General features: G+C 41.7%; 17 protein-coding genes. 4 read left to right on the top strand and 13 right to left on the bottom strand.

Features of this window, described 5'->3' with window-relative positions; translation table 11 throughout:
* Positions 1-756 (bottom strand): alpha/beta fold hydrolase, encoded by a 756-nt coding sequence (locus J9537_RS15235; protein WP_218257639.1) that lies wholly within the window; start codon positions 754-756, stop codon positions 1-3.
* A 137-nt stretch (positions 757-893) separates the two neighbouring features.
* Positions 894-2,132, bottom strand: a complete 1,239-nt coding sequence (locus tag J9537_RS15240) for an MFS transporter (protein ID WP_218257640.1) — start codon at positions 2,130-2,132, stop codon at positions 894-896.
* A gap of 598 nt (positions 2,133-2,730) precedes the next feature.
* Between J9537_RS15240 and J9537_RS15245 the strand changes: the two genes are divergently transcribed.
* Both J9537_RS15245 and J9537_RS15250 read left to right on the top strand, forming a co-directional pair.
* Positions 2,731-3,129 carry a helix-turn-helix domain-containing protein gene (locus J9537_RS15245; RefSeq protein WP_218257641.1) on the top strand — a complete coding sequence of 133 codons (399 nt, stop codon included), beginning with the start codon at positions 2,731-2,733 and terminating at the stop codon, positions 3,127-3,129.
* 12 nt (positions 3,130-3,141) lie between these two features.
* Positions 3,142-3,468 (top strand): hypothetical protein, encoded by a 327-nt coding sequence (locus J9537_RS15250; RefSeq protein ID WP_218257642.1) that lies wholly within the window; start codon positions 3,142-3,144, stop codon positions 3,466-3,468.
* A 104-nt stretch (positions 3,469-3,572) separates the two neighbouring features.
* On the opposite strand, the gene J9537_RS15255 is transcribed toward J9537_RS15250, so the two are convergent.
* A complete protein-coding gene (locus tag J9537_RS15255; protein ID WP_218257643.1) occupies positions 3,573-4,646 on the bottom strand; it encodes a bifunctional transcriptional activator/DNA repair enzyme AdaA in 1,074 nt (357 codons plus the stop codon).
* A gap of 218 nt (positions 4,647-4,864) precedes the next feature.
* Here J9537_RS15255 and xerS point away from each other — a divergent pair, with 218 nt between their 5' ends.
* Positions 4,865-5,974, top strand: coding sequence for a tyrosine recombinase XerS (gene xerS, locus J9537_RS15260; protein WP_218257644.1), 1,110 nt, complete (start codon positions 4,865-4,867; stop codon positions 5,972-5,974).
* A gap of 92 nt (positions 5,975-6,066) precedes the next feature.
* On the opposite strand, the gene J9537_RS15265 is transcribed toward xerS, so the two are convergent.
* From J9537_RS15265 to metE, 10 genes are all read right to left on the bottom strand, one after another.
* The gene (locus tag J9537_RS15265) at positions 6,067-7,425 is read right to left on the bottom strand and encodes an FAD-dependent oxidoreductase (protein ID WP_245001344.1); all 1,359 of its coding nucleotides are present in this window, start codon (positions 7,423-7,425) and stop codon (positions 6,067-6,069) included.
* A gap of 275 nt (positions 7,426-7,700) precedes the next feature.
* On the bottom strand, positions 7,701-8,672 hold the full coding sequence (locus J9537_RS15275) for an alpha/beta hydrolase (RefSeq protein WP_218257647.1): 972 nt from the start codon (positions 8,670-8,672) through the stop codon (positions 7,701-7,703).
* Positions 8,673-9,367: 695 nt separating this feature from the next.
* Positions 9,368-10,039: a DUF2922 family protein gene (locus J9537_RS15280; protein WP_218257648.1), complete on the bottom strand. Its 672-nt coding sequence runs from the start codon at positions 10,037-10,039 to the stop codon at positions 9,368-9,370.
* 52 nt (positions 10,040-10,091) lie between these two features.
* Positions 10,092-10,475: a hypothetical protein gene (locus J9537_RS15285; RefSeq protein WP_218257649.1), complete on the bottom strand. Its 384-nt coding sequence runs from the start codon at positions 10,473-10,475 to the stop codon at positions 10,092-10,094.
* A gap of 242 nt (positions 10,476-10,717) precedes the next feature.
* Positions 10,718-11,731 carry a DUF4767 domain-containing protein gene (locus J9537_RS15290; protein WP_245001345.1) on the bottom strand — a complete coding sequence of 338 codons (1,014 nt, stop codon included), beginning with the start codon at positions 11,729-11,731 and terminating at the stop codon, positions 10,718-10,720.
* Positions 11,732-11,937: 206 nt separating this feature from the next.
* The gene (locus J9537_RS15295) at positions 11,938-12,666 is read right to left on the bottom strand and encodes an alpha/beta hydrolase (RefSeq protein ID WP_218257650.1); all 729 of its coding nucleotides are present in this window, start codon (positions 12,664-12,666) and stop codon (positions 11,938-11,940) included.
* Positions 12,667-12,764: 98 nt separating this feature from the next.
* Positions 12,765-13,859, bottom strand: coding sequence for a PLP-dependent transferase (locus J9537_RS15300; RefSeq protein WP_070509409.1), 1,095 nt, complete (start codon positions 13,857-13,859; stop codon positions 12,765-12,767).
* A complete protein-coding gene (locus J9537_RS15305) occupies positions 13,813-15,060 on the bottom strand; it encodes a MalY/PatB family protein (protein WP_070509410.1) in 1,248 nt (415 codons plus the stop codon). Before J9537_RS15305 ends, J9537_RS15300 begins: the two co-directional genes overlap by 47 nt.
* A 343-nt stretch (positions 15,061-15,403) precedes the next feature.
* Positions 15,404-16,261 (bottom strand): methylenetetrahydrofolate reductase [NAD(P)H], encoded by an 858-nt coding sequence (gene metF, locus J9537_RS15310; protein WP_070509411.1) that lies wholly within the window; start codon positions 16,259-16,261, stop codon positions 15,404-15,406.
* A 3-nt stretch (positions 16,262-16,264) separates the two neighbouring features.
* Positions 16,265-18,508 carry a 5-methyltetrahydropteroyltriglutamate--homocysteine S-methyltransferase gene (gene metE / locus J9537_RS15315; RefSeq protein WP_070509412.1) on the bottom strand — a complete coding sequence of 748 codons (2,244 nt, stop codon included), beginning with the start codon at positions 18,506-18,508 and terminating at the stop codon, positions 16,265-16,267.
* A 135-nt stretch (positions 18,509-18,643) separates the two neighbouring features.
* Between metE and J9537_RS15320 the strand changes: the two genes are divergently transcribed.
* Positions 18,644-19,567 carry a LysR family transcriptional regulator gene (locus J9537_RS15320; protein ID WP_070509413.1) on the top strand — a complete coding sequence of 308 codons (924 nt, stop codon included), beginning with the start codon at positions 18,644-18,646 and terminating at the stop codon, positions 19,565-19,567.
* Positions 19,568-19,574 lie beyond the last annotated feature (7 nt).

Below are 19,574 nucleotides of genomic sequence, written 5' to 3' on the forward strand. Positions count from 1 at the left end.
TTAACTATACTGAGCAATAAATTGATCAATGGTCTCAGCAACCTCCTCAGCACTGGTTTCAATCGCAGGGTGTCCAGGGTTTTCGAACAGTTTGAATTGTCCGTGGCTGACTTCTCCGACGATCGCCTGGTACTCTCTTTCGATATTTGGACGAATGGTTTCGTCTTTTTTGGTTGCGGTCATGAGTAAGGGTGCCTGCAAAATTTTTAATGAATCGAAAAATAATTCTCTTCTAGAAATAATGAATCGCCACATACAGTCGATATCTTGTTCTACAACGTCCTTCCAATCCTCCCCAATGCACCAGTGATAAAATTGTGAAGACTCAGGATCCTCGATGGTCGATGAATGTTCAGCCAATAGGGCTTCGTCAAAATCTTCAGGGAAGCTGCGACCGTGAAAGCTATCAGCAGTCACTGTAGCGACAAGGTCTGGTCTGAGAAATGCAGCGTTGATCGCCACCCAAGCACCTCCGCATGTACCGACTAAATTCGCGTCTTTGATGTCTAGATGCTCCAAAAGAGCAATGGTTTGACGTGCCTCATCCTTCCAGAGTTCAGCAGGGAATTTGTTCAGACGATCCGAGCGGCCATAGCCTAAAAAATCAATCAAAACAACCTTAAAATTTTTGTAGAGGGGTAGCATGGGAGTAAATGATTTGGATGATGAGGTGTTTCCGTGCAAAAAAACAAGTGGTTTTCCTTCTCCGATTGTCTCATAAAAAACGTTCTTTCCCTTGTAGTTAAAGAAACTCACGACAATCCCTCCTTAGAATTTCATCATACACATTTAGTATATCAGCAAAAACAATATTATTTATTAATTTTGTTAATATAAATTTTAAAAAAATTAAAATAATTGGGTTTGACTTTTTATAAAGCGTATGATTTATTCTAATATTCTTTTTTTATTCCCATTTGTTTAAAGATCTTGATTGAAAAGAAGGCAATCACCACAGTGACAAGTGAGGTGACTATAATCAGAAGCAACAGCATTTCTCCTGAAGCCATCGCGGCAAAACCGCCGTACATCACCTGTCCTAACGGAACAGCTAAAGTCGTCACAATCATAACTAATGACATGATGCGACCAAGCAAAGCTTTATCAGAAACCAATTGAATATAAACAATCAATTGAACAGAAATGACGGTAACTACCCCCATTGCACTTGCTACAAGTAACGTCATCACCCAAAAAGCCATTGTTGGTTCTTGAATCAAGCCGAAAGGAATAATCAGCAATCCAAAGAGGATGGCAACTAAAATCAAATTTTTGGTAATGCTCGTTTCATTTAAACGATTCGCCAACACACCGTAAATGATGGTCCCTAGTAAGCTGCCGATGGCAAATAGAGTATTCATTAACCCAAATTGCGCATCGCTAACTCCCAGCTGGATTCGTGAAACGTAAGGCACGATGACTTGGATAAAGGAAGCTAAGAAAAAGTTTAGCATGAAGGCAACTGCTGCTACCCGCACAATGATCTTTTGAACTTTTAAGTAATGAGTCACTTCCTTTAAGTCACCTATCACAACCTTGACTAAAGAGCCGTCTATAGCGGTCTGATCTTGAACCGGAATTTTTAGTAATACTTCGCAGAAGATCGCAGCCAGAAAAAGTACGCCTGTAATCAAAAAAATCTGGTACACTGCCTCGAAACGGTAAATCATCCCAGCAAGGATAGGCCCTAAAACCGTTCCTAAAGTTCCAATCGAACTGATAATCCCGTTCGCTCGTGGAATCTCCGCTTCTGAACAGATTACGGGAATGGCGGATTGGACAACTGGTGTTTCAAAGGCTGAAACCATCCCGATAATGACCGTCAACAGCCCGATCGCTGTCACTGGATTTGCTAGACGAGTAACTAAAAAGAGACCGATTGATAAGACAAGATAGAGAAAATCCATAAACAGCATTAAGTTTCTTTTTGGCAATCGATCCGCCAATACCCCACAAAATGGCAAACAGACTAACCGACCTACGACAGATAAGGAGGCAATCACGCTGAAGGTAAATGCTGATTTTGTAATATCCAATACATATAGAGAAATTACGAACTGAACAATGGTTGTGCCTAAAACTGAAAATAATTGACTCCCGATTAGCAAATGAAGATTTTTGTTTTGTCTCATAGTTAACTCCCTGCTTTCTTTATTGATCCTTTAGTACTAATATTTTTCATACCTACCGTTGGTATCTATACAATTAAAAAAAATAGCCTTCTATTCTTTTCTTGAACATCCCCTGATCTACCCACATCATAATTTCCCGATTAAAATGTGAGTGATTGATGCCATCAAAATGGATTACGCAAATACAATTTGCAGCTTTCATGAGTTCTCTTCAGTGGAATCTTTCGGATTTCAAAACTTTAATGAAAGCACGAACAAATCACCGTTCAAGTCTTACCATTAGGATTTCTTTACCTCAAGCAGCCTCTTAGTTCTTCTCTAAAATAGAAAAAAGGATCTTTTGATTTATTCGGTTCTAAAACAGTTCACAATAGCATACCTACCGTTGGTATCTATCTGGAATATACCCTGATTCCTTTTTAATGTCAACTTTTTTTTAGTTGAAAACTTGTGTACCTTCCAACTTTTACTAGTCATCTACACTCACTAATCATTGATTTATCAGTACGTAAAAGCTTTTTTACTTAACTTTTTCTCGCAGGTAAAGGAATTTTGATTTATTCTTAAAGAAAGATCGGTGAAAATTGAGGTGTAGAAAATGGAAGTTGGGCAACGCTTAAAGGCGCGGAGAAATGAATTAAATTTCACACAGGATTATGTAGCTGAGGAGTTAGGGATTACTCGTCAAACCATGTCTAATTGGGAAAATGGTCGTAGTTATCCGGATATTGAACGAATCATTCGCTTATCAGAAATCTATCAGTTATCTTTAGATGAATTATTGAAAGGAGATCGAGAAATGGTCAAGCATTTGCAAGAGAATACCGTTGTGAACCACTTTTTGAAAATTTTTATTGCGATGCTTTTCGTAAATGTCCTATTAATGGTGGTTCTTTTAGTCAATCAAACAATGAACGAAGTGTTTCTACTGATTATCTTTGCCTTGATCGGCGCGAATAGTCTCTCCCTTTTCTACTTGATTATCAAAAAAATTTAGGAGCTGATTGCAATGAGTTTAACATTGATTATGATTCTTTTAATGACCTTGCTGGTAATTGCTGCTGGCTGTATGTGCTACTATACCTACTCCCTTGTTATGATGGATGCGAAAAGTCGCGGGATCAAGAATCCTAAATTTTGGTCGATCGTGGCGGCTGGTGGACAACATGGTGAGGGTCTGCTGCTCTATCTCTTTACCCGTAGGAAAACAACCAGTCGAATGAACACAGCGGAAACCGCTCAGTTTTTGAAGCTGAAACGGAAAGTTTTTTGTCTGTTGGCCGTAGTATTTGTTCTGTTCCTACTCTTTGTGGTGGTAATTTTTCGGTTTGATTAATCGAAAAAAAGAGCTAGTTAAAGATTATTTCTTTTACTAGTTCTTTTTTAGTTGACATAATATTATTATTGGTTTAACAAGCCTTTCATCTTAACCAAAAATTTTTAATTGTTTGGATGCGTCTTGTCTTGTTTTGAGGTTCTTTTTTCCAGCTCCAGTAAATATTGCTTTCGTTCCAAGCCGCCAGCATAGCCAGTGAGGCTTCCATCGCTGCCGATTACTCGATGGCAAGGAATTATGATGGCAATTTTATTTAACCCGTTGGCACGACCTACCGCGCGCACCTTGTGTTTATCCCCTAGCTGGAGAGCAATATCGCGATAGCTTAGGGTTTGTCCGCTAGGTATAGTTTCTAAAATTTTCCAGACCTGTTTCTGGAAGGGAGACCCATCGTAGAATAACGGTAGTGAAAAATTGGTACGCTCTCCTTGGAAATACTCTGCTAATTGTGCTTCGACTTGCTGATGGATGATCGTGTGACCGTAAATGATCCGAAAATGATATTTCTTCCGCAGTTGTTCAATTTCCCGTTCCAGCCCACGGCGATCTTCAAACTCTAGCAAATACAAGTACTTCTCATCACTCAAACAGAGCATTCGACCGATTGGTGTAGAAATAAAGGAGGCGTTCAAGATTCGAGTTGACGCATTTGTTGCTGGATTTCCCATGATTTTCGTAAAAGCATCATTGAACCCGCTGGAAGATTCATAGCCTGTCTCCAGCTGCTGATCGATGACTTTGCTTCCATTACGAATTTCCTTAAAAGCTAAGCCCATTCGGCGAGCTCTGGCATATTGAACAAAGGTCATCTGGTAGATCTCTTTGAATTTTCTTCTCGCAGTGGCAGAATTTAGCCCAATAGCAGAGAAATCTGCTTCCTTCCAGCGTTTTTCTGGATGCTCCTCCACGGCATTCACTAACAATTGAACCTCTTCTGGAATGGCTTGCGGAAAGGACAGCGGCTGACAGATTTTACAGGGTCGATATCCCGCCAATAGAGCCTCCTCCGCAGTTAGATAAAACTCACAATTTTCGAATTTGGGTTTACGAGCGCGACATGTTGGATGACAAAAAATCCCGGTCGTTTTGATTCCGGCGAAAAAGATGCCATCGTAGTTTCGGTCGCGTTCCTTTAGTGCATGATAATACTCTTCTCGTTTTTTCTTTGAAGTAATCATTCTTACTCCCTCCCCTTGCTTTACGATTAAAGTATAGCTTCTATTACAAGAAAAATCTTTCGAAAAATGAACAACTATTTTTTCTTTCTTAATTTATTAAATAACCGATATGAGACGATAAAATCTATTTAGATGATGAGTATGCATTATAAAATAACCGTTGTTTGACAACGTTTGCTCTCTGTTTTATACTTTTAGTTATAAAGGAGTTGGCACAGATGAATCAACAGGAAGCCAATCGACGGATGGAGGAAGAAATTCAATTTTTCCCTTGGTTCGTCCAAAATTATTTCCGAAAAAAAAGTGGGGATCAGTATTCTTCCATCACCCTATATGAATATGCTAAGGAATATCGGCGCTTTTTGAATTGGTTGATCGAAGAGGGTTTTTCCTCAGCCGAAGAGCTTTCTGAGATTACCTTGGCAGAATTTTCGGCACTTTGGCCAGAAGACTTAGAATTCTATAAAGCACATCTCGTCAAAGCACCGAAAATTTTGAAAGAGTCCACTAAAAAGCGTTTAGAAGAAAGTGAGCAAGCCCTTCCCCTGCGGCAAAATGCGACGGTTCAACGAGGTGTCACCGCCTTGCGTTCCCTCTTTAATTATTTAAGTGAAGCGATAGATCGCACTACCGGAAAACCTTATCTTGAACACAATATGATGGGAAAAGTCGCAAATGTCAAGGATAATAAGACGATGGCCGAGCGAGGCGCCGCGATTGAGAAGAAATTATTCTTAGATGAAGAAGCATTAGATTTTTTGGAGTTCGTTGAGAATCGCTACATTGATACCCTAGCAACCCGGCAAGCAATCACTGCCTTCAAGAAAAACCAAGTTCGGGATCTTGCGATTATTGGTCTATTTCTTGGCACAGGTATGCGGTTATCAGAGCTCGTGAACATGAACGTACAGGATCTCGATTTAACTGCCGGTGAAGCCCGGGTTTATCGAAAAGGCGGGAAATGGGATATGGTAGTCATTTCGTCTATCGCCATTGAATATTTGACTGTTTATCTCGCTCAGCGGCAGCAGTTATATCAGCCAGATGAAAACGAATCCGCCCTTTTTTTAACACGTTATCGCGGCAAAGCCAAACGCATCGCCAGCGGTGCTGTTGAAGCCATGGTGGGAAAATATTCTGAAGCCTTCAAAATCAAAATCTCCCCCCACAAGCTCCGGCACTCTGTAGCGACTCAGTTATACAGTAAAACCAATTCCCTTGTTCAAGTTGCGGAGCAATTGGGACAATCTGGAACCTCAGCGACAACGGTCTATACTCATATCGCCGGGAAGAAAAAACGCGATGCCATGAATGATTTGTGGACGTGATGAAATCAAAAGAATAAAAAAACAGCCCCACCTTACATGAATCTCCATGTAAAGTGGGGCTGTTTGTCATCTATTTAAAAGATACCTGTCTGCTAAGCCTCGTTTTCCTGTTGAAGCGCCTTTAAGCCTGCCATATTCAGTAGATTCCATGGCGTATCGAACTCAGGCTGGAAGAAGAAGTCGGCATATGCCAGCTGTTCAATGGTAAATTTCGTTTGGATCGCAATCGAGATCGCATTGATATTTGCTGTCAAATCTTTTTTCGACATGATTTGAGCGCCTAAGATCGCATGAGTTTCTGGATCATAGACTAGCTTGAACAACATCCGCTCTTTCATATCCGCTGGGACAAAATCCATCAAGGTTTCTTGATCCAATAAAACAGATTTCGTTTTGATCTTCAAGCGATCCGCCATTTGATCATTCAAACCCGTCGAAGCAAATTTATAATCAAACACACGTAAGGCTGACGAGCCTTGAACCCCAGGGAAAGGATATTTCGCTTCTTCTAGGTTTTTCACAGCGTAGCGTCCTTGTCTTCGTGCATTTGTCGCAAGCGCGATGTTCACAGATGTTTGACCGGGATTGTATTGGATCAAGGTCGCATCGCCAACTGCGAAAACATCTTCCGCACTTGTCCGCATACAGTCATCCGTCTTGATCATACCATTTGGATGCATATCCACTGCATCCTTCAGCCATGCTGTATTGGGTCTGACACCCGCAGACATCACAACCATCTCAGCTGGATATTCTCCCTTGTCTGTTACCACTTTGCTGACCTTGCCGTCTTCACCGACAAATTCAACGACTTTTTCTTCCATCGCTAATGTCATGCCGTTGTCTGTCATTTCTTTTTCTAAGATATCAGTGAATTCTTTGTCAAGGTAGACACCTAATGGACGTGTGATGATATCCACCAATGTGACCTTCTTCCCTGCCTTAGCAAAAGCCTCCGCAGCTTCGATACCGATATAGCCGCCGCCAACGACGACAACGTTTTGGATATCTGGGTCAACTGAATGCAATTTCAGATCGATCGTATCCTGACGTCCCCGCATCGTTTCGATGTTTTTCAGGTCATGACCCGGAACCGGTAAAATAAATGGATTTGCGCCAGGGCTTAAAATCAATTTATCATAAGCTTCCGTACGAGTTTCTCCGCTAACATGATCAAGTACTTCTACTTCATGTTTGTCAGGTATTACTTTGGTAATTTCAGTGTTGGTAAAAACGCGAACCCCGCGTTGTTCCATCTCTTCGGCAGTCATGTAACGGATAGAGTTAACATCCTTTACGACACCTTCGAGATACATTTGCGTGCCTCATCCCATAAATGAAATAAAGTCGCCTTTTTCGTACCATTGCACTTCCGCTTTGGGATGAGCCAATAGTAACTCTTCGACCGCTTCGTAGCCGCCGTGTGAAGATCCTAATACAATAACCTTCATCAAAAATCCCTCCTTATTGTTTGATACACTTCTATTGTAGCGTACCCTCCTTCGAAAAAGACAGCGTTCAGCTCAGGGATGAAGAATTATTAGGAGTTGGTTCTTATACTGGATGAGTAGAATAATGAGGAGAGAGCACTCGAGATTAATGCTCGTCAAATAATGGATTGACGGCAATTGAGTAGTTAGCACAAATTTATCTAAACTAGAAGCAGTGTATGAATCAACAAAAAAGGCGGAGAAACCTTGACAGTTTCTCCGATAGCCACTTTATGCTAAACCATATTTTTTCGCAAAAAGTCAGTGATTTCATCAAAAGGAATGACACCCACCTGATCGTAAAGATCCGTATGAGAAGCATCAGGGATAATTCTTAAGGTCTTATTGTCCCCTGTTAATTCTGTGAAAGCGTCCTTACTGAAATACAAGGAATGAGCCTTTTCCCCATGAACTAAGAGCACCGCGCTTTTGATTTCGTTAATGTATTGCAGCAGCGGCATGTTCATGAAGGATAATGAGGAGGTTGTATTCCATCCGTCATTTGAGTTTAAAGAACGCTTGTGATAGCCGCGAGCGGTTTTATAGTAATCATAGTAGTCTTTGACAAAGTATGGAGCATCCTCTGGTAAAGGATCCACGACTCCGCCGGCTCTTGCGTACTCCCCATTTTTATAATCCTCGATTCTTTGGGCATTCAACGTCTTTTTCGCTTCGTAGCGATCCTCTTCATCCATCGCATCAAAGTAACCACGAGCATTCACACGAGACATGTCATACATGGTCACAGGTACGACCGCTTTGATTCTGGTATCAATCGCGGCAGCGTTCAAAGCCATACCGCCCCAGCCGCAAATCCCGATGATGCCGATCTTTTCAGGATCAACGTTGTCCTGCAAGGATAAGAAATCAACCGCCGCTTGAAAATCTTCCGTGTTGATATCTGGCGAAGCGACATAGCGAGGCTGTCCACCGCTTTCTCCAGTAAAGGATGGGTCGAAAGCAATCGTAAGGAAGCCTCTTTCCGCCATCGTCTGAGCATATAGACCAGATGATTGTTCCTTCACTGCGCCAAAGGGTCCGCTAACCGCAAGGGCTGGCAGCTTTCCGCTCGCATTTTTCGGTTCATACAAATCAGCTGCTAGGGTAATGCCGTAGCGATTGTGGAAGGTGATTTTTCGATGATTTACCTTGTCGCTTTTTGGAAACACTTTGTCCCATTCCTGGGTCATGCTTAACTTTTCATTCATTGTTGAAACTCTCCTTTTTCATTTTCTTTGTTGACATAGGATAAAGTTAGTTAGACCTTTTATGATCAACACCTTAAAGTTACGATTTAAGAACAGATAATCTAGACTGTCAATTTGCTTTTGCTTGGCAATGTTTCTACATTTATTCTATTTTATGAACAGACAGATATCCAATACTTATATCTGATATCCAGATATGCTTTTAAGGAATACCTGAGAATGCGAGTATAAAAGAAGTAGGTGAAATGAAAATCATTGTACGGACAACTATAGTGTAAAACTTTCAAATGAAGACATACTTTTAAGAAAAAGAGCCGAGTTTATTATTGAAAAGTTTGAAAAGACAAAGACAGAATTTTTAGCGATGGATAATATGATTGTCCAAGAGGTTTATAATGGCGTAGCTGAGACGGATGCCCTTGAGATTTTCACGCAAACGTCATTGGATTTGCAGAATGAGTATCCTGATAGGCGCTATCCTCTTTTCAGCTGAAATTTGCGGGATGATTTGGAAAATTCTTTAAATGACTGAACATTGTTACCACATTTCTCCTTGGCTTCGATTCTTCTATTTCAGACAAGATTGCTTTACATGACAAAGAGCCCGCTGGTTCGGCGGGCAAAAATTTTAGTTATGAGAAATAACTGTCGTCTCATACCAACGTTGGATTTTTTGATGAGACAGACATTGCTGTTTATTCGCGTTTTCGAATCCGATCAATCAGCCGCTTTCGCCTTTTTCTCGATTTTTCTGGCGGCGTCTCGTTGACCGCCTCTACTTCTGAGAAAATAGGCTGTTCCTCCACCGCCTCGGTAATAATGAGTCTCGCTGGGACAGACTGATCATCCACTTCGACATTCATTAACGTGGCATTAGGCGGCATACAGGCCTGTAACAGCTCAATGGCTTGATTCTCATTTAGGGACCACGGATCAAGGCCCTTTGGCAGTTCAATTTTCTGAATCAGTGTACCAGGCGCTGGTCGCTCCTCCGTGATGGTTAAATTTTGAAGTGTATCAAAAGTAGCACGTTCTTTAATTGAAGGCTGAAGGTGAGCCATTGGTTCTTCCACTGAAAGAGGTTCAGATTGGGCTTGTTCCATTAATCTCGTTGATGAATCTTTTGTTTGCGTCTCCACTCGTTTGTCGAAAATGGTTTCGACCCTTTTCTCAATAATGGTCGCATGCAGGACCTTTTTAAATAAACCGACGCCGTCTTTTTCAAACAGGTTCAGCTGTGTCAATTTTGTTAACGAGGCTTTGATTTCCTCGGCTGTTTTGGTTGGATCAAAATTTTTTAAACGTAAATGCTGAGAGCTGCCATCACTATTAGCGAACTCTGCATCTAAAGTAAATGTGATAATCATTTTCTATCTTTCCTTTCTTTTCCATTTTATCTCCTCTTTTTCAAAAGCATGGTCATGATTCCGCAAGTCTTGCTAAGGGTTTTCTAATGACTTGCGTATATAATTGCTCAAGCTTTTCGGCGATAAATGTCTGCGCTGGGAATAATTTAAGGTTCAACAGCTGCCAATCCTTTTTAGTGAAATAATCGGTGAAATACAAATAATAGCGGCGCATAGCTGCTGTGGAACGCGTTTTTAGAAAAATGTGTCGCACCAGCTCCCCTAACATATTGGAAAAATCCGTCTCGCACAATTCTTCTCGTACTTGTATTGTGATCAGCATTTCGATGGCGGCCTTTCCATCTTTCGTATCAAAATAAAATCGGCGAATGCGTTTTTCCAATGTTGGACGGGATAAGGTGAATAATTGCTGGTTGGTTAATTTCTGTTTCGTCAAAAGAGGTCCTCCTTTCTAATTTGTTTTTATTTATTCTTAGTTGAGATATCTACAACAACAAAATACGCCTTTTGTCACGGGTTTCGCATACCAAAATATTAATATTTATTAAAGCATAATGATTCTCAAAAGCTAAATATTGATGTATCAAGGATTATCGCTTCAAAAAATAATGGTAACGATTTCAAAAAAATTATTTAAATAGAAAAAAGCCTATCGTTTTGATAGACTTTCCTTCTATTTTAATACACGGTATGATCGCTGTTTCGAACATTGAAGGCCTTGCTTGGGCTATTCGGATAGGAATTGTTGCCATCATATTGAGTGATCGTCGTGTGATCAGCGAATTTTTCAAAAGCCACATAGCTGCCGCCAGCGCCACCAATATTCTTCCAATGGAGAACCATGCGATTCCCTGCTTGTTCTGTTAAACTCCAGCAGCTTCGATGATAATTTTCCCAAAGGATTTGTTGGCTGACTTCGTTCGCAGTGTTTTTATATGTATCCTCATAAAACTGAATGGCTTCATCCATAGAAGCCCATGTATTTACTGGTTCAGTAGATTCTGCGGTTGGCTGTTCCACTGGTTGTCCTGCAACAATATTCTGGAAACCGCTCGTAAGTGCTTGGTTTTCTGTTTGTTTGAAGTGCAGCGCGTGATCCTCCATGCCTTGGTTTTGCATGGAAACTAGGACGACTGGCTGATTATTGTTAAATCCAAAGAAGTAAAGGTGTCTTGCTCCTGAACCGCTTGAGGTTTCTGCGTCTGAATAAACCGCGACAATGCTGTATTCGGAAGAAGATTCACCAGTAGTCGACCACTCAGCAGAGACAGCAACGTCATTAACATCGATTCCCCAGGACTTTGAACTGCCTAAAACAGCCTCCGGCAGCTGCAATCCATAGAAATTGACGTTATTATTCGGTGTGTATTCTTTGTAAGTTTGCTTCATAGTGGTGCCCCAGCTCTCCATGAATTGTTGAAGCTCGCTGGCTTTTTGAGTTGTCCAAAGACTGGAGGTAGTTGACTCTTCCTGGCTCTCAGATGATGCAGTGGAGCTGGCTATTGTCGATGATGTACTTGAATTTTTGCCGCTGGTTGCTGTTGTTGAAGTTTTCTTTGTTGATGATAAGGCTTCTGAAACATGAACGGTGTTCTTGCTGTTTTTATGACTCGCATGTGTTTCATTTTTTGAACAGCCTGCTAGACTTAATAAACCCACACAGATCCCCATTCCGATAAACGCTTTTTTCACTTGATCACTCCTAAATCAATCTTTTGTTACGTTATAATAACATATCATGGTATTTGAGATGGGTCTGTTAGAAAATATAGAGTGAACTTTCATGCCGTTGTTATCGTTCTATAATGACAATGAGTGAATCAAACCGTTCATTTATGAATAGATACCGAATTAAAAAATAACAATAAATATAAAAAGAAACCATCTAGGATGATTTCTTAGTCTTTCGTATGCACTTTTTCCTCTAGCCAAGCAATCAAACGCTGAGCTACCTGTTGATTCTGATCAGTAATGGTTGATTTTCCATCGCCTTTTTGTTTGCCGTACGAACCAAAGCCTGCGTGATTTCCTCCGCCTATTTCTTGATAATCCGTTGTTTTAGGTAATTCCTTCTTCGCTTTTTTGTAAGCCTTCAAATTTAGTACCTGATCATTTTCTGCGGTCAGAGATAATACAGGAATCTTGCTATCTGCTAAACTGCCTTTTTCATCTGGATAGCTTGCTAGGAAAAATGCTCCTCGCAGCTTTTTCGTATGTTCATTGGCAAAACGGCTGGCCATTACGCCACCTAATGAATGACCGCCAATAACATAGTCTCGATTTGGCTGTTGTGCCAAGATTTTCTCTCCGCGATTTGGGGCTAAAATGGCCAAATCCAATGGCATCTTCACAATATAAACAGGATAACCCGCTTTCGCTACTGTTTCTGCCCAATTACTGTAGCTTTCAGGTTCTACCAGTGCGCCGGGATAGAAAATGATCAGCGGCTTCGAGGTATCCTTTGAAGGAAAATAGAGCCAATCGCTGTTATCTTCCGCCTGTTCAGCGACTTGCTGGGCATGATTTGTAGGAGAATAGGTTTGCGATTTTAAGTAGGCGATTCCGCCGCTAATGATAATGACCACTGTGAGAACAATGATCAAAAGGATTTTTTTCCATTTTTTCACTTGATTCATTCCTTTCTATCGCTGTCATCATACCATGTTCTTTTTAGGAGTAAAACCAATTGAAAAACGGCAGCAATGGCATCTCCTATCTAAAGGACTTATTCTTGCGATTGAAGTGCCTGCTCCAAATCCGCCAGCAAATCTTGTGGGTCTTCTATTCCGACAGAAAGCCGCAATAGATTGGCGGTCAAGCCATAGGATTCTCGAAGCTCTGCCGGAATATCCGCGTGTGTCTGAGTCGTTGGATAAGTAATCAATGTTTCTACTCCTCCCAAACTTTCGGCAAAGGTGATCAAGCGCAGCTTTGACAAAAAAGCTGGAATTTGCTTCGTGTCTTGAAGATAAAAACTGATCATTCCGCCAATTCCAGGGTAAAGGACCTTCTCTACTTGCGGAAAAGTGGTCAAGACCTTCGCGATTTTCTGCGCATTGCGTTCCTGCGCTTCAAAACGTATCTTCAAGGTTTTGAGACTGCGAATAAAGAGCCAGCTATCAAAGCTCGATAGTGTTGGTCCCGTTGTATTGCTTAACCACGCCAACCTCTCTCCTATCTCAGGCGTTTTGGCTACAACGACTCCTGCCAGTAAATCATTGTGACCACTTAAGAACTTAGTGCCGGAGTGAAGGACGATATCGGCCCCTTCTTTTAAGGGCTGCTGCCGTAATGGTGTAGAAAAGGTATTGTCTACAATTAGGCAGGCCTGATAATTGTGGGCTAATTTTGCAGTATCAGCAATAGAAACTTCCTGCATTAAGGGATTTGTCGGTGTTTCTAAAAAGATCGCCGTGATCTGGTCCGTGAGCTGTGCTGCTAAATTTTCAGAGTCATCAAAATAGTGGAAAGTAGCCGCATTTTGACGCTCTAATTCTTTGAAATAGCGATAGCTACCGCCGTAAAGATCTCGAGAAACCAAAAATTCACTTTTCGCTGGGAAGATATTGAAAACTAATTGAATCGCGCTCATTCCAGAACTAGTCACAATTGCCTGACTGCCTCCTTCTAATCTTGCCAGCGCCTCCTCTAAAATTTCTCGTGTCGGATTTTTCGTGCGTGTGTAATCGTAGCCGGTGCTTTTTCCTAATCCTGGATGGGCAAAGGTCGTTGATAAGTGGATCGGCGCTGAGACTGCTCCTGTTTGCTTGTCCTTATGATTGCCGATTTGTGCTAATTCGGTGGCTGTATGATAGCTCATTTTCGCTTCCTCCTTTGAGTTTGTGTTCAACTGCTACTAAATTCTTGATCGCTGTCTCGATATTTTCTGGACTCGTGGCTAAATTGATTCGAATAAAACCCTTAGTGTTTGGTGAAAACCACGCGCCGTAATCAATGGCTAAGCCTGCCTGTTCTTGAATATATTCTTCCAGCTCCAAGCTTGGCAGCCAATCATTCAAATTGAGCCAGGCCAAATACGTTCCTTGAAGTTCACTGATTCTAATTTGCGGGATTTGCTGCGCTAGTGTTTGTTTTAAAAGCTGATAGTTTTTTTCGATTACTGAGAGTGTCCCCTTTAGCCACTCATCTCCTGATGCATAGGCTGCCTGTGCCGCTACTTGTCCAAGCACACTGTTTCCTGTTTGATGGTGCTTGCTTTCCCACTGTTGGTACTTTTCTCGTAGGTGCTCATCTGGCAGCCAAATATGCGCATTCAATAATGCGGCTAAATTAAAGGTCTTGGACGGCGCGTTGCAGACAATTAAATGATCTAAAAAATCTAATTCTGCCGCGATTGTCACTGCGGAGATAAAGGAATAATCCGGTAAAATCAGATCAGAATGAATCTCGTCAGAAATCACTAGGACATCGTATTTTTGACAAAGGGAGAGAATTTCCCTAAGTTCTTCTCGACTCCAAACTCGTCCAACTGGATTGTGAGGAGAGCAAAGGATAAACAGCTTAATGTTCTGATGGATCAATTGTGCTTCAAAATCCTCAAGCGACATTTGATAGCCATCGGAAGTCTCAACTAGCTCTGAGGTGAGTAATTGCCGCCGCTGATTTTTCACAACGTCAAAAAAAGGATAATAAACTGGCGGCTGTATGAGAATCTGATCTCCCTCATCAGTAAAGCAAGCAATCAAATCATGGAGGGCTTGCACCACGCCAGAAGTAAAGAACAACCACTCTTCTTGAAATGCTGTTTGTTCATGGCGGTTCTGCCATCCCTTATACGCGTTGAAATACTTTTTTGGTGTGAGTGAATAACCGAAAACACCGTGATTGATCCTTTCCGTCAGCGCTTCTTGAACCACTTCTGGGACGGAGAAATCCATATCTGCCACCCATAACGGCAGCAGCTCTGCCTTGCCGTAGCGTTCCTTTAGCGCGTCCCATTTTAATGAGTCTGTTCCTCTGCGTTTTCGGTAATATTGCTGAATAAAATCTCCTGTTTCCATCTGATCACTCCTCGTAAGATAAATTTCTTCTAAAAACAAAAAAACGCCCCTTTGTCCTGTGACAAAGGGACGGATCAAACCGTGGTACCACCCAAATTCGTATTATTAAAAATACCTCGACAGTTCCATAAAGAAACTCGGTGAGGTATCGGTCACGGCCGTCTAGCAAGCGTGAACCTGCTAAAAAACTCAGAGCTCATCTTCATTGAGTTTGCTTTGTCCTCTTTCTCACCAGCCGAGGTCTCTGTATCTAGCAGCGTCAATTACTCTTCTCTTCCACGTTCGTCTATTAAATTAATCTTATTATAATCATTTTGTTAGCTCTGTCAAATCTTTTATAAAATCATCCGGCTTTGCATTGTCCATTTAAGACATTCTTTGTGTTGTGATAGATATGCTTTGCCACCTCTGCATTGTTCATCGTATAAAGATGAATGCCCGAAACATCCTGGGTGGTCAGATCCACGATTTGATCGATGGCATAGGCCAATCCCGCTTCCCTCAGAGCGACAGGATCATGCTCGTATTTCTCCAGAATGGCCAGGAATTTTCGTGGCAGCTTCGTATTCGTCGTCTTAATCAGTCGTAAAGCTTGGTTCCGATTGACGATCGGCATGATTCCAGCGAGAATCGGCACTTTTATATCCGCTAAATAACAGGATTCCTGAAACTGATAAAACAAATCATTGTCGAAAAACAACTGGGTAATCAGCTGTTCGCAGCCAACCGCTACCTTGTGCTTCAGCTGCTTGATATCCTCAATCCGATTTAGTGATTCTGGATGCGATTCTGGGTAGCAAGCACCGCTGATATGAAGATGCGGCGCCTCTCTTTTGACATACTGAATCAAATCGCTGGCATAGACAAAGTCTTTTTTAGGCGGCAAATCAGGAAGAATATCTCCACGCAAAGCGAGTATCTGGTTAATCCCAATCTGATCCAGCCGTTTCACCAATTCGGCTAATTGTGACTGACTAAGATAGGCTGCCGGCAAGTGGGCAATCGTTGGAACCTTCAGCTTTCTATGGATATAATCCGCGACCTTCAAGGTAGTCTCTTCTATAGTTTGGCGATTGTTGCTGCAGGTAACGCTGATAAAATCTGGCTCTAGCTGCTGCAGCTCTTTCAAGGTTTTGAACAGCTTCTCCGTGCCAATTTGTGTATTTGGCGGAAAAACTTCAAAGGATAGTGTACTGGACATAGGCTACAAATCCTTTCTGACTTGTTTTACGGCTTCTGTCATGTTGGTCAAGCTAGCCTTCGTTTCAGGAATCCCACGAGTTTTTAAGCCGCAGTCAGGATTGATCCAGACTTTTTCCAAGGGAACCTTTGCTAAAATTTTACTGATGGTCTCCTTGATTTCATTCACTGATGGCACCCGTGGAGAATGAATATCATAGACTCCTGGTCCTACCGCTGTGCGGAAATTTTGCGCCTTCAGTTCATCCAATATTGCCAAGTTTGATCGGGAGGCTTCAAAGGAAATCACATCGGCATCCATTTGATCAATCGCGGGAATAATATCCGTGAATTCGCTATAGCACATATGCGTATGGACTTGGGTCGTTGGCTGTACCTTGCTATGGACCAAACGAAAGGCTGGAATGGACCAATCTAAATATTCAGAATACCAGTCCGTCTTTCTTAATGGCAGTTTTTCCCGTAATGCTGCCTCATCAATTTGAATCACGCGAATACCATTCTTTTCTAAATCCAATACTTCCTCTTGGATCGCTAAAGCGATTTGCAGCGTTGAATCCTTTAAGCTGATGTCTTCTCGCGGAAAGGACCAATTCAGGATGGTCACTGGTCCTGTCAGCATGCCCTTCACGATTTTATCTGTTTGCTCTTGCGCATAGGTGGACCATTTAACGGTGATCGGCTTTTCTCGAGCGACATCGCCCCAAATAATCGGCGGCTTCACGCCTCTTGTCCCGTAAGATTGTACCCAACCATTTTTACTAAACAAATAGCCGGAGAGGTTTTGACCAAAGTATTCCACCATATCGTTGCGCTCAAACTCACCATGAACTAGTACATCTAGCCCAATTTTTTCCTGCCAATTCAACCATTCATTGATTTGCTGGGCAATAAATTGATCATACGATTCTTGACTGAGTTCTTGACGTTTGTATTTCGCTCGTGTCAGCTTGACCTCCCTTGTTTGTGGAAAAGACCCAATGGTGGTTGTCGGTAATACTGGGAAATCAAACGCCTGGTTCTGAATCGCCTCTCGTTCCTGGAAGGCAGGTTTACGCGTATAGTCCTGCTCCGTAAGTTCGCGGATTTTTTTCTGAACGGCTTGATTTTCAATAAAGCGGGTTTTAGCAAATAGTGCTTGATTGGCTTTTAAAGCTTCTTCATTGCCCGCTAAAATGGTTGCCAATTCTACTAATTCTGTTAATTTTTCCTTTGCAAAGGCGAAATGCTGTTTAATTTCATCAGGAAACACCTCGTTTTCGGTGGTAAAAGGAACATGTAAAAGCGAGCAAGAAGTTGTTAGAATCAGTTTTTCCTGATCAAAGTCCTTCAACGATTCGATCGTTTGCTGATAATGGTTTCGCCAGATATTTTTTCCGTTTACCACTCCGGCAAATAAGATTTTGTCCTTAGGAAACCCTTGTGCTACTAACTCTGTCGTTTTACGTCCTTCAACAAAATCCAAGCCGATCCCCGCAAAAGGCAAGTTGATGACAGTTTCGTAGGCATCGCGAATATCGCCAAAATACGTCTGCAGCAGAACTTTTATCTGTTGATCCGTTAATAGACGTTCATAAATCCCTTTGAATTCTGCTAGTTCTTCGGTTGTTAAATCCTTCACTAAGCTAGGTTCATCTAACTGAATCCATTCGGCTCCCAGATCTTTCAGCTTATCCAATATTTCTCCATAAGCCGTAATTAATTGGTCGATGATTTTTTTGCGATCTGTTCCTGGTTCAAATTCACTAAGCTGCAGCAAGGTGAATGGTCCGATCAGTACAGGCCGTGTGTCGATGCCTAATGCCTTTGCTTCATAGTATTCTTTAAAAAGCTTGTCGCCGCTGACAAAAATATTTGTTTCCTTTTCGAATTTAGGCACGATATAGTGATAATTGGTGTTGAACCACTTTTTCATCGGTCGTGCTTTGATATCCCCTTTTTGTCCTTGATAACCGCGGGCTAACGCAAAATATCTTTCAGTGTCCGTTAAGTTCAGCTTCGCTACCTCCTGTGGGACAATGTTCAACAAGCAAGCCGTGTCTAACGTCGTATCATAAAAAGAAAAGTCGTTACTAGGAATTTCGTCAATCCCGCTTTCATTGATTAGCCGCCAATGTTTTTGTCTTAAATCCTTAGCAAAATCCTCTAGCTCCTCGCTAGACAGCTCTCCACTAAAATATTTTTCTGTCGCAAATTTTAATTCTCTATTTTCGCCAATTCTAGGAAACCCGATAATGGTTGTTCTCATAGTTTTTCCTCCTTCAGTTGTGTTACGGTACACAATAGCACGCTTCTTTTTGCTTGAATAACTGAAAAAAGTAATAACTAGTTATAGCCAATAACTATAACCTCCGTTATACTCTTTAAAAAAAGAGGTGAAGCGATGCGACTGCAGCAACTGATTTATTTTGAGAAAATTATTGAAAAAGGCTCGATCAATGAGGCCGCAAAAGCGCTGTTTTTAACCCAACCCAGCTTATCAAATGCGCTGAAGGAACTGGAAAGTGAAATGAATGTGCAGCTAGTGATCCGAAACAAGCAGGGAATTATCCCAACCTCTGAAGGACGGGAATTTCTAATATACTGTCGTCAAATTTTGGACCAAGTCAATCTGCTGGAGGAAAAATTTAAAAATGAACCGCTGCGCAAGCAAAACTTTTCCGTGTCGGCGCAGCATTACGCCTTTGTGGTACACGCTTTTGTTGAGCTGTTGCGCACGGTGAATTCTGACGAGTATAATTTTACTTTGCGAGAAACCGAGACGGAAAACATTTTTGACGACCTCACCAGCTTTAAAAGCGAACTGGGCATTTTATACTTAAATGCCTTTAATCACCAGGTCATGCTGAAGCTGTTCAAGGAAAAAGGGTTGGTTTTCACTCCATTATTTGAAGCAAAACCGCATGTTTTCGTTAGCCGCAGCAATCCACTAGTAGCGAAAAAGTCACTCACCTTAACGGATCTCGAGGATTATCCTTATTTGTCCTATGAACAGGGAGAAACAAACTCTTTTTATTTCTCTGAAGAGATTCTCAGCACCTGGGATCGCAAGAAGAATATCAAGGTCAGCGATCGCGCGACCATTTTTAATCTGATGGTGGGGCTAAACGGTTATACTATCAGTTCTGGGATCATAAGCAGCGAATTAAACGACGACAAAATCGTCGCGATTCCTTTAGAATATGACGATGTCATCACGCTAGGCTGGCTTAAGCAGGAACAGCTAGAGGTCAGTCCTTTGGCTCAGACCTATTTAGAGCTGTTGAAGGAGCATATCCGCGGTTACGGATTTGAGATTATCCAATAAAAAAGGA

The sequence above is a fragment of the Enterococcus raffinosus genome (assembly GCF_019175485.1).
GTDB classification, from domain to species: Bacteria; Bacillota; Bacilli; order Lactobacillales; family Enterococcaceae; genus Enterococcus_A; species Enterococcus_A raffinosus.

Bases quoted from the DNA above. Each gene is read 5' to 3' on its own strand.
- J9537_RS15320 (WP_070509413.1), top strand. From the start codon at position 18,644: ATGCGACTGCAGCAACTGATTTATTTTGAGAAAATTATTGAAAAAGGC.
- J9537_RS15255 (WP_218257643.1), bottom strand. From the start codon at position 4,646: ATGATTACTTCAAAGAAAAAACGAGAAGAGTATTATCATGCACTAAAG.
- J9537_RS15250 (WP_218257642.1), top strand. From the start codon at position 3,142: ATGAGTTTAACATTGATTATGATTCTTTTAATGACCTTGCTGGTAATT.
- J9537_RS15240 (WP_218257640.1), bottom strand. From the start codon at position 2,132: ATGAGACAAAACAAAAATCTTCATTTGCTAATCGGGAGTCAATTATTT.
- metF (WP_070509411.1), bottom strand. From the start codon at position 16,261: ATGTCCAGTACACTATCCTTTGAAGTTTTTCCGCCAAATACACAAATT.
- J9537_RS15245 (WP_218257641.1), top strand. From the start codon at position 2,731: ATGGAAGTTGGGCAACGCTTAAAGGCGCGGAGAAATGAATTAAATTTC.
- xerS (WP_218257644.1), top strand. From the start codon at position 4,865: ATGAATCAACAGGAAGCCAATCGACGGATGGAGGAAGAAATTCAATTT.
- J9537_RS15305 (WP_070509410.1), bottom strand. From the start codon at position 15,060: ATGGAAACAGGAGATTTTATTCAGCAATATTACCGAAAACGCAGAGGA.
- J9537_RS15275 (WP_218257647.1), bottom strand. From the start codon at position 8,672: ATGAATGAAAAGTTAAGCATGACCCAGGAATGGGACAAAGTGTTTCCA.
- J9537_RS15280 (WP_218257648.1), bottom strand. From the start codon at position 10,039: ATGATTATCACATTTACTTTAGATGCAGAGTTCGCTAATAGTGATGGC.
- metE (WP_070509412.1), bottom strand. From the start codon at position 18,508: ATGAGAACAACCATTATCGGGTTTCCTAGAATTGGCGAAAATAGAGAA.
- J9537_RS15300 (WP_070509409.1), bottom strand. From the start codon at position 13,859: ATGAGCTATCATACAGCCACCGAATTAGCACAAATCGGCAATCATAAG.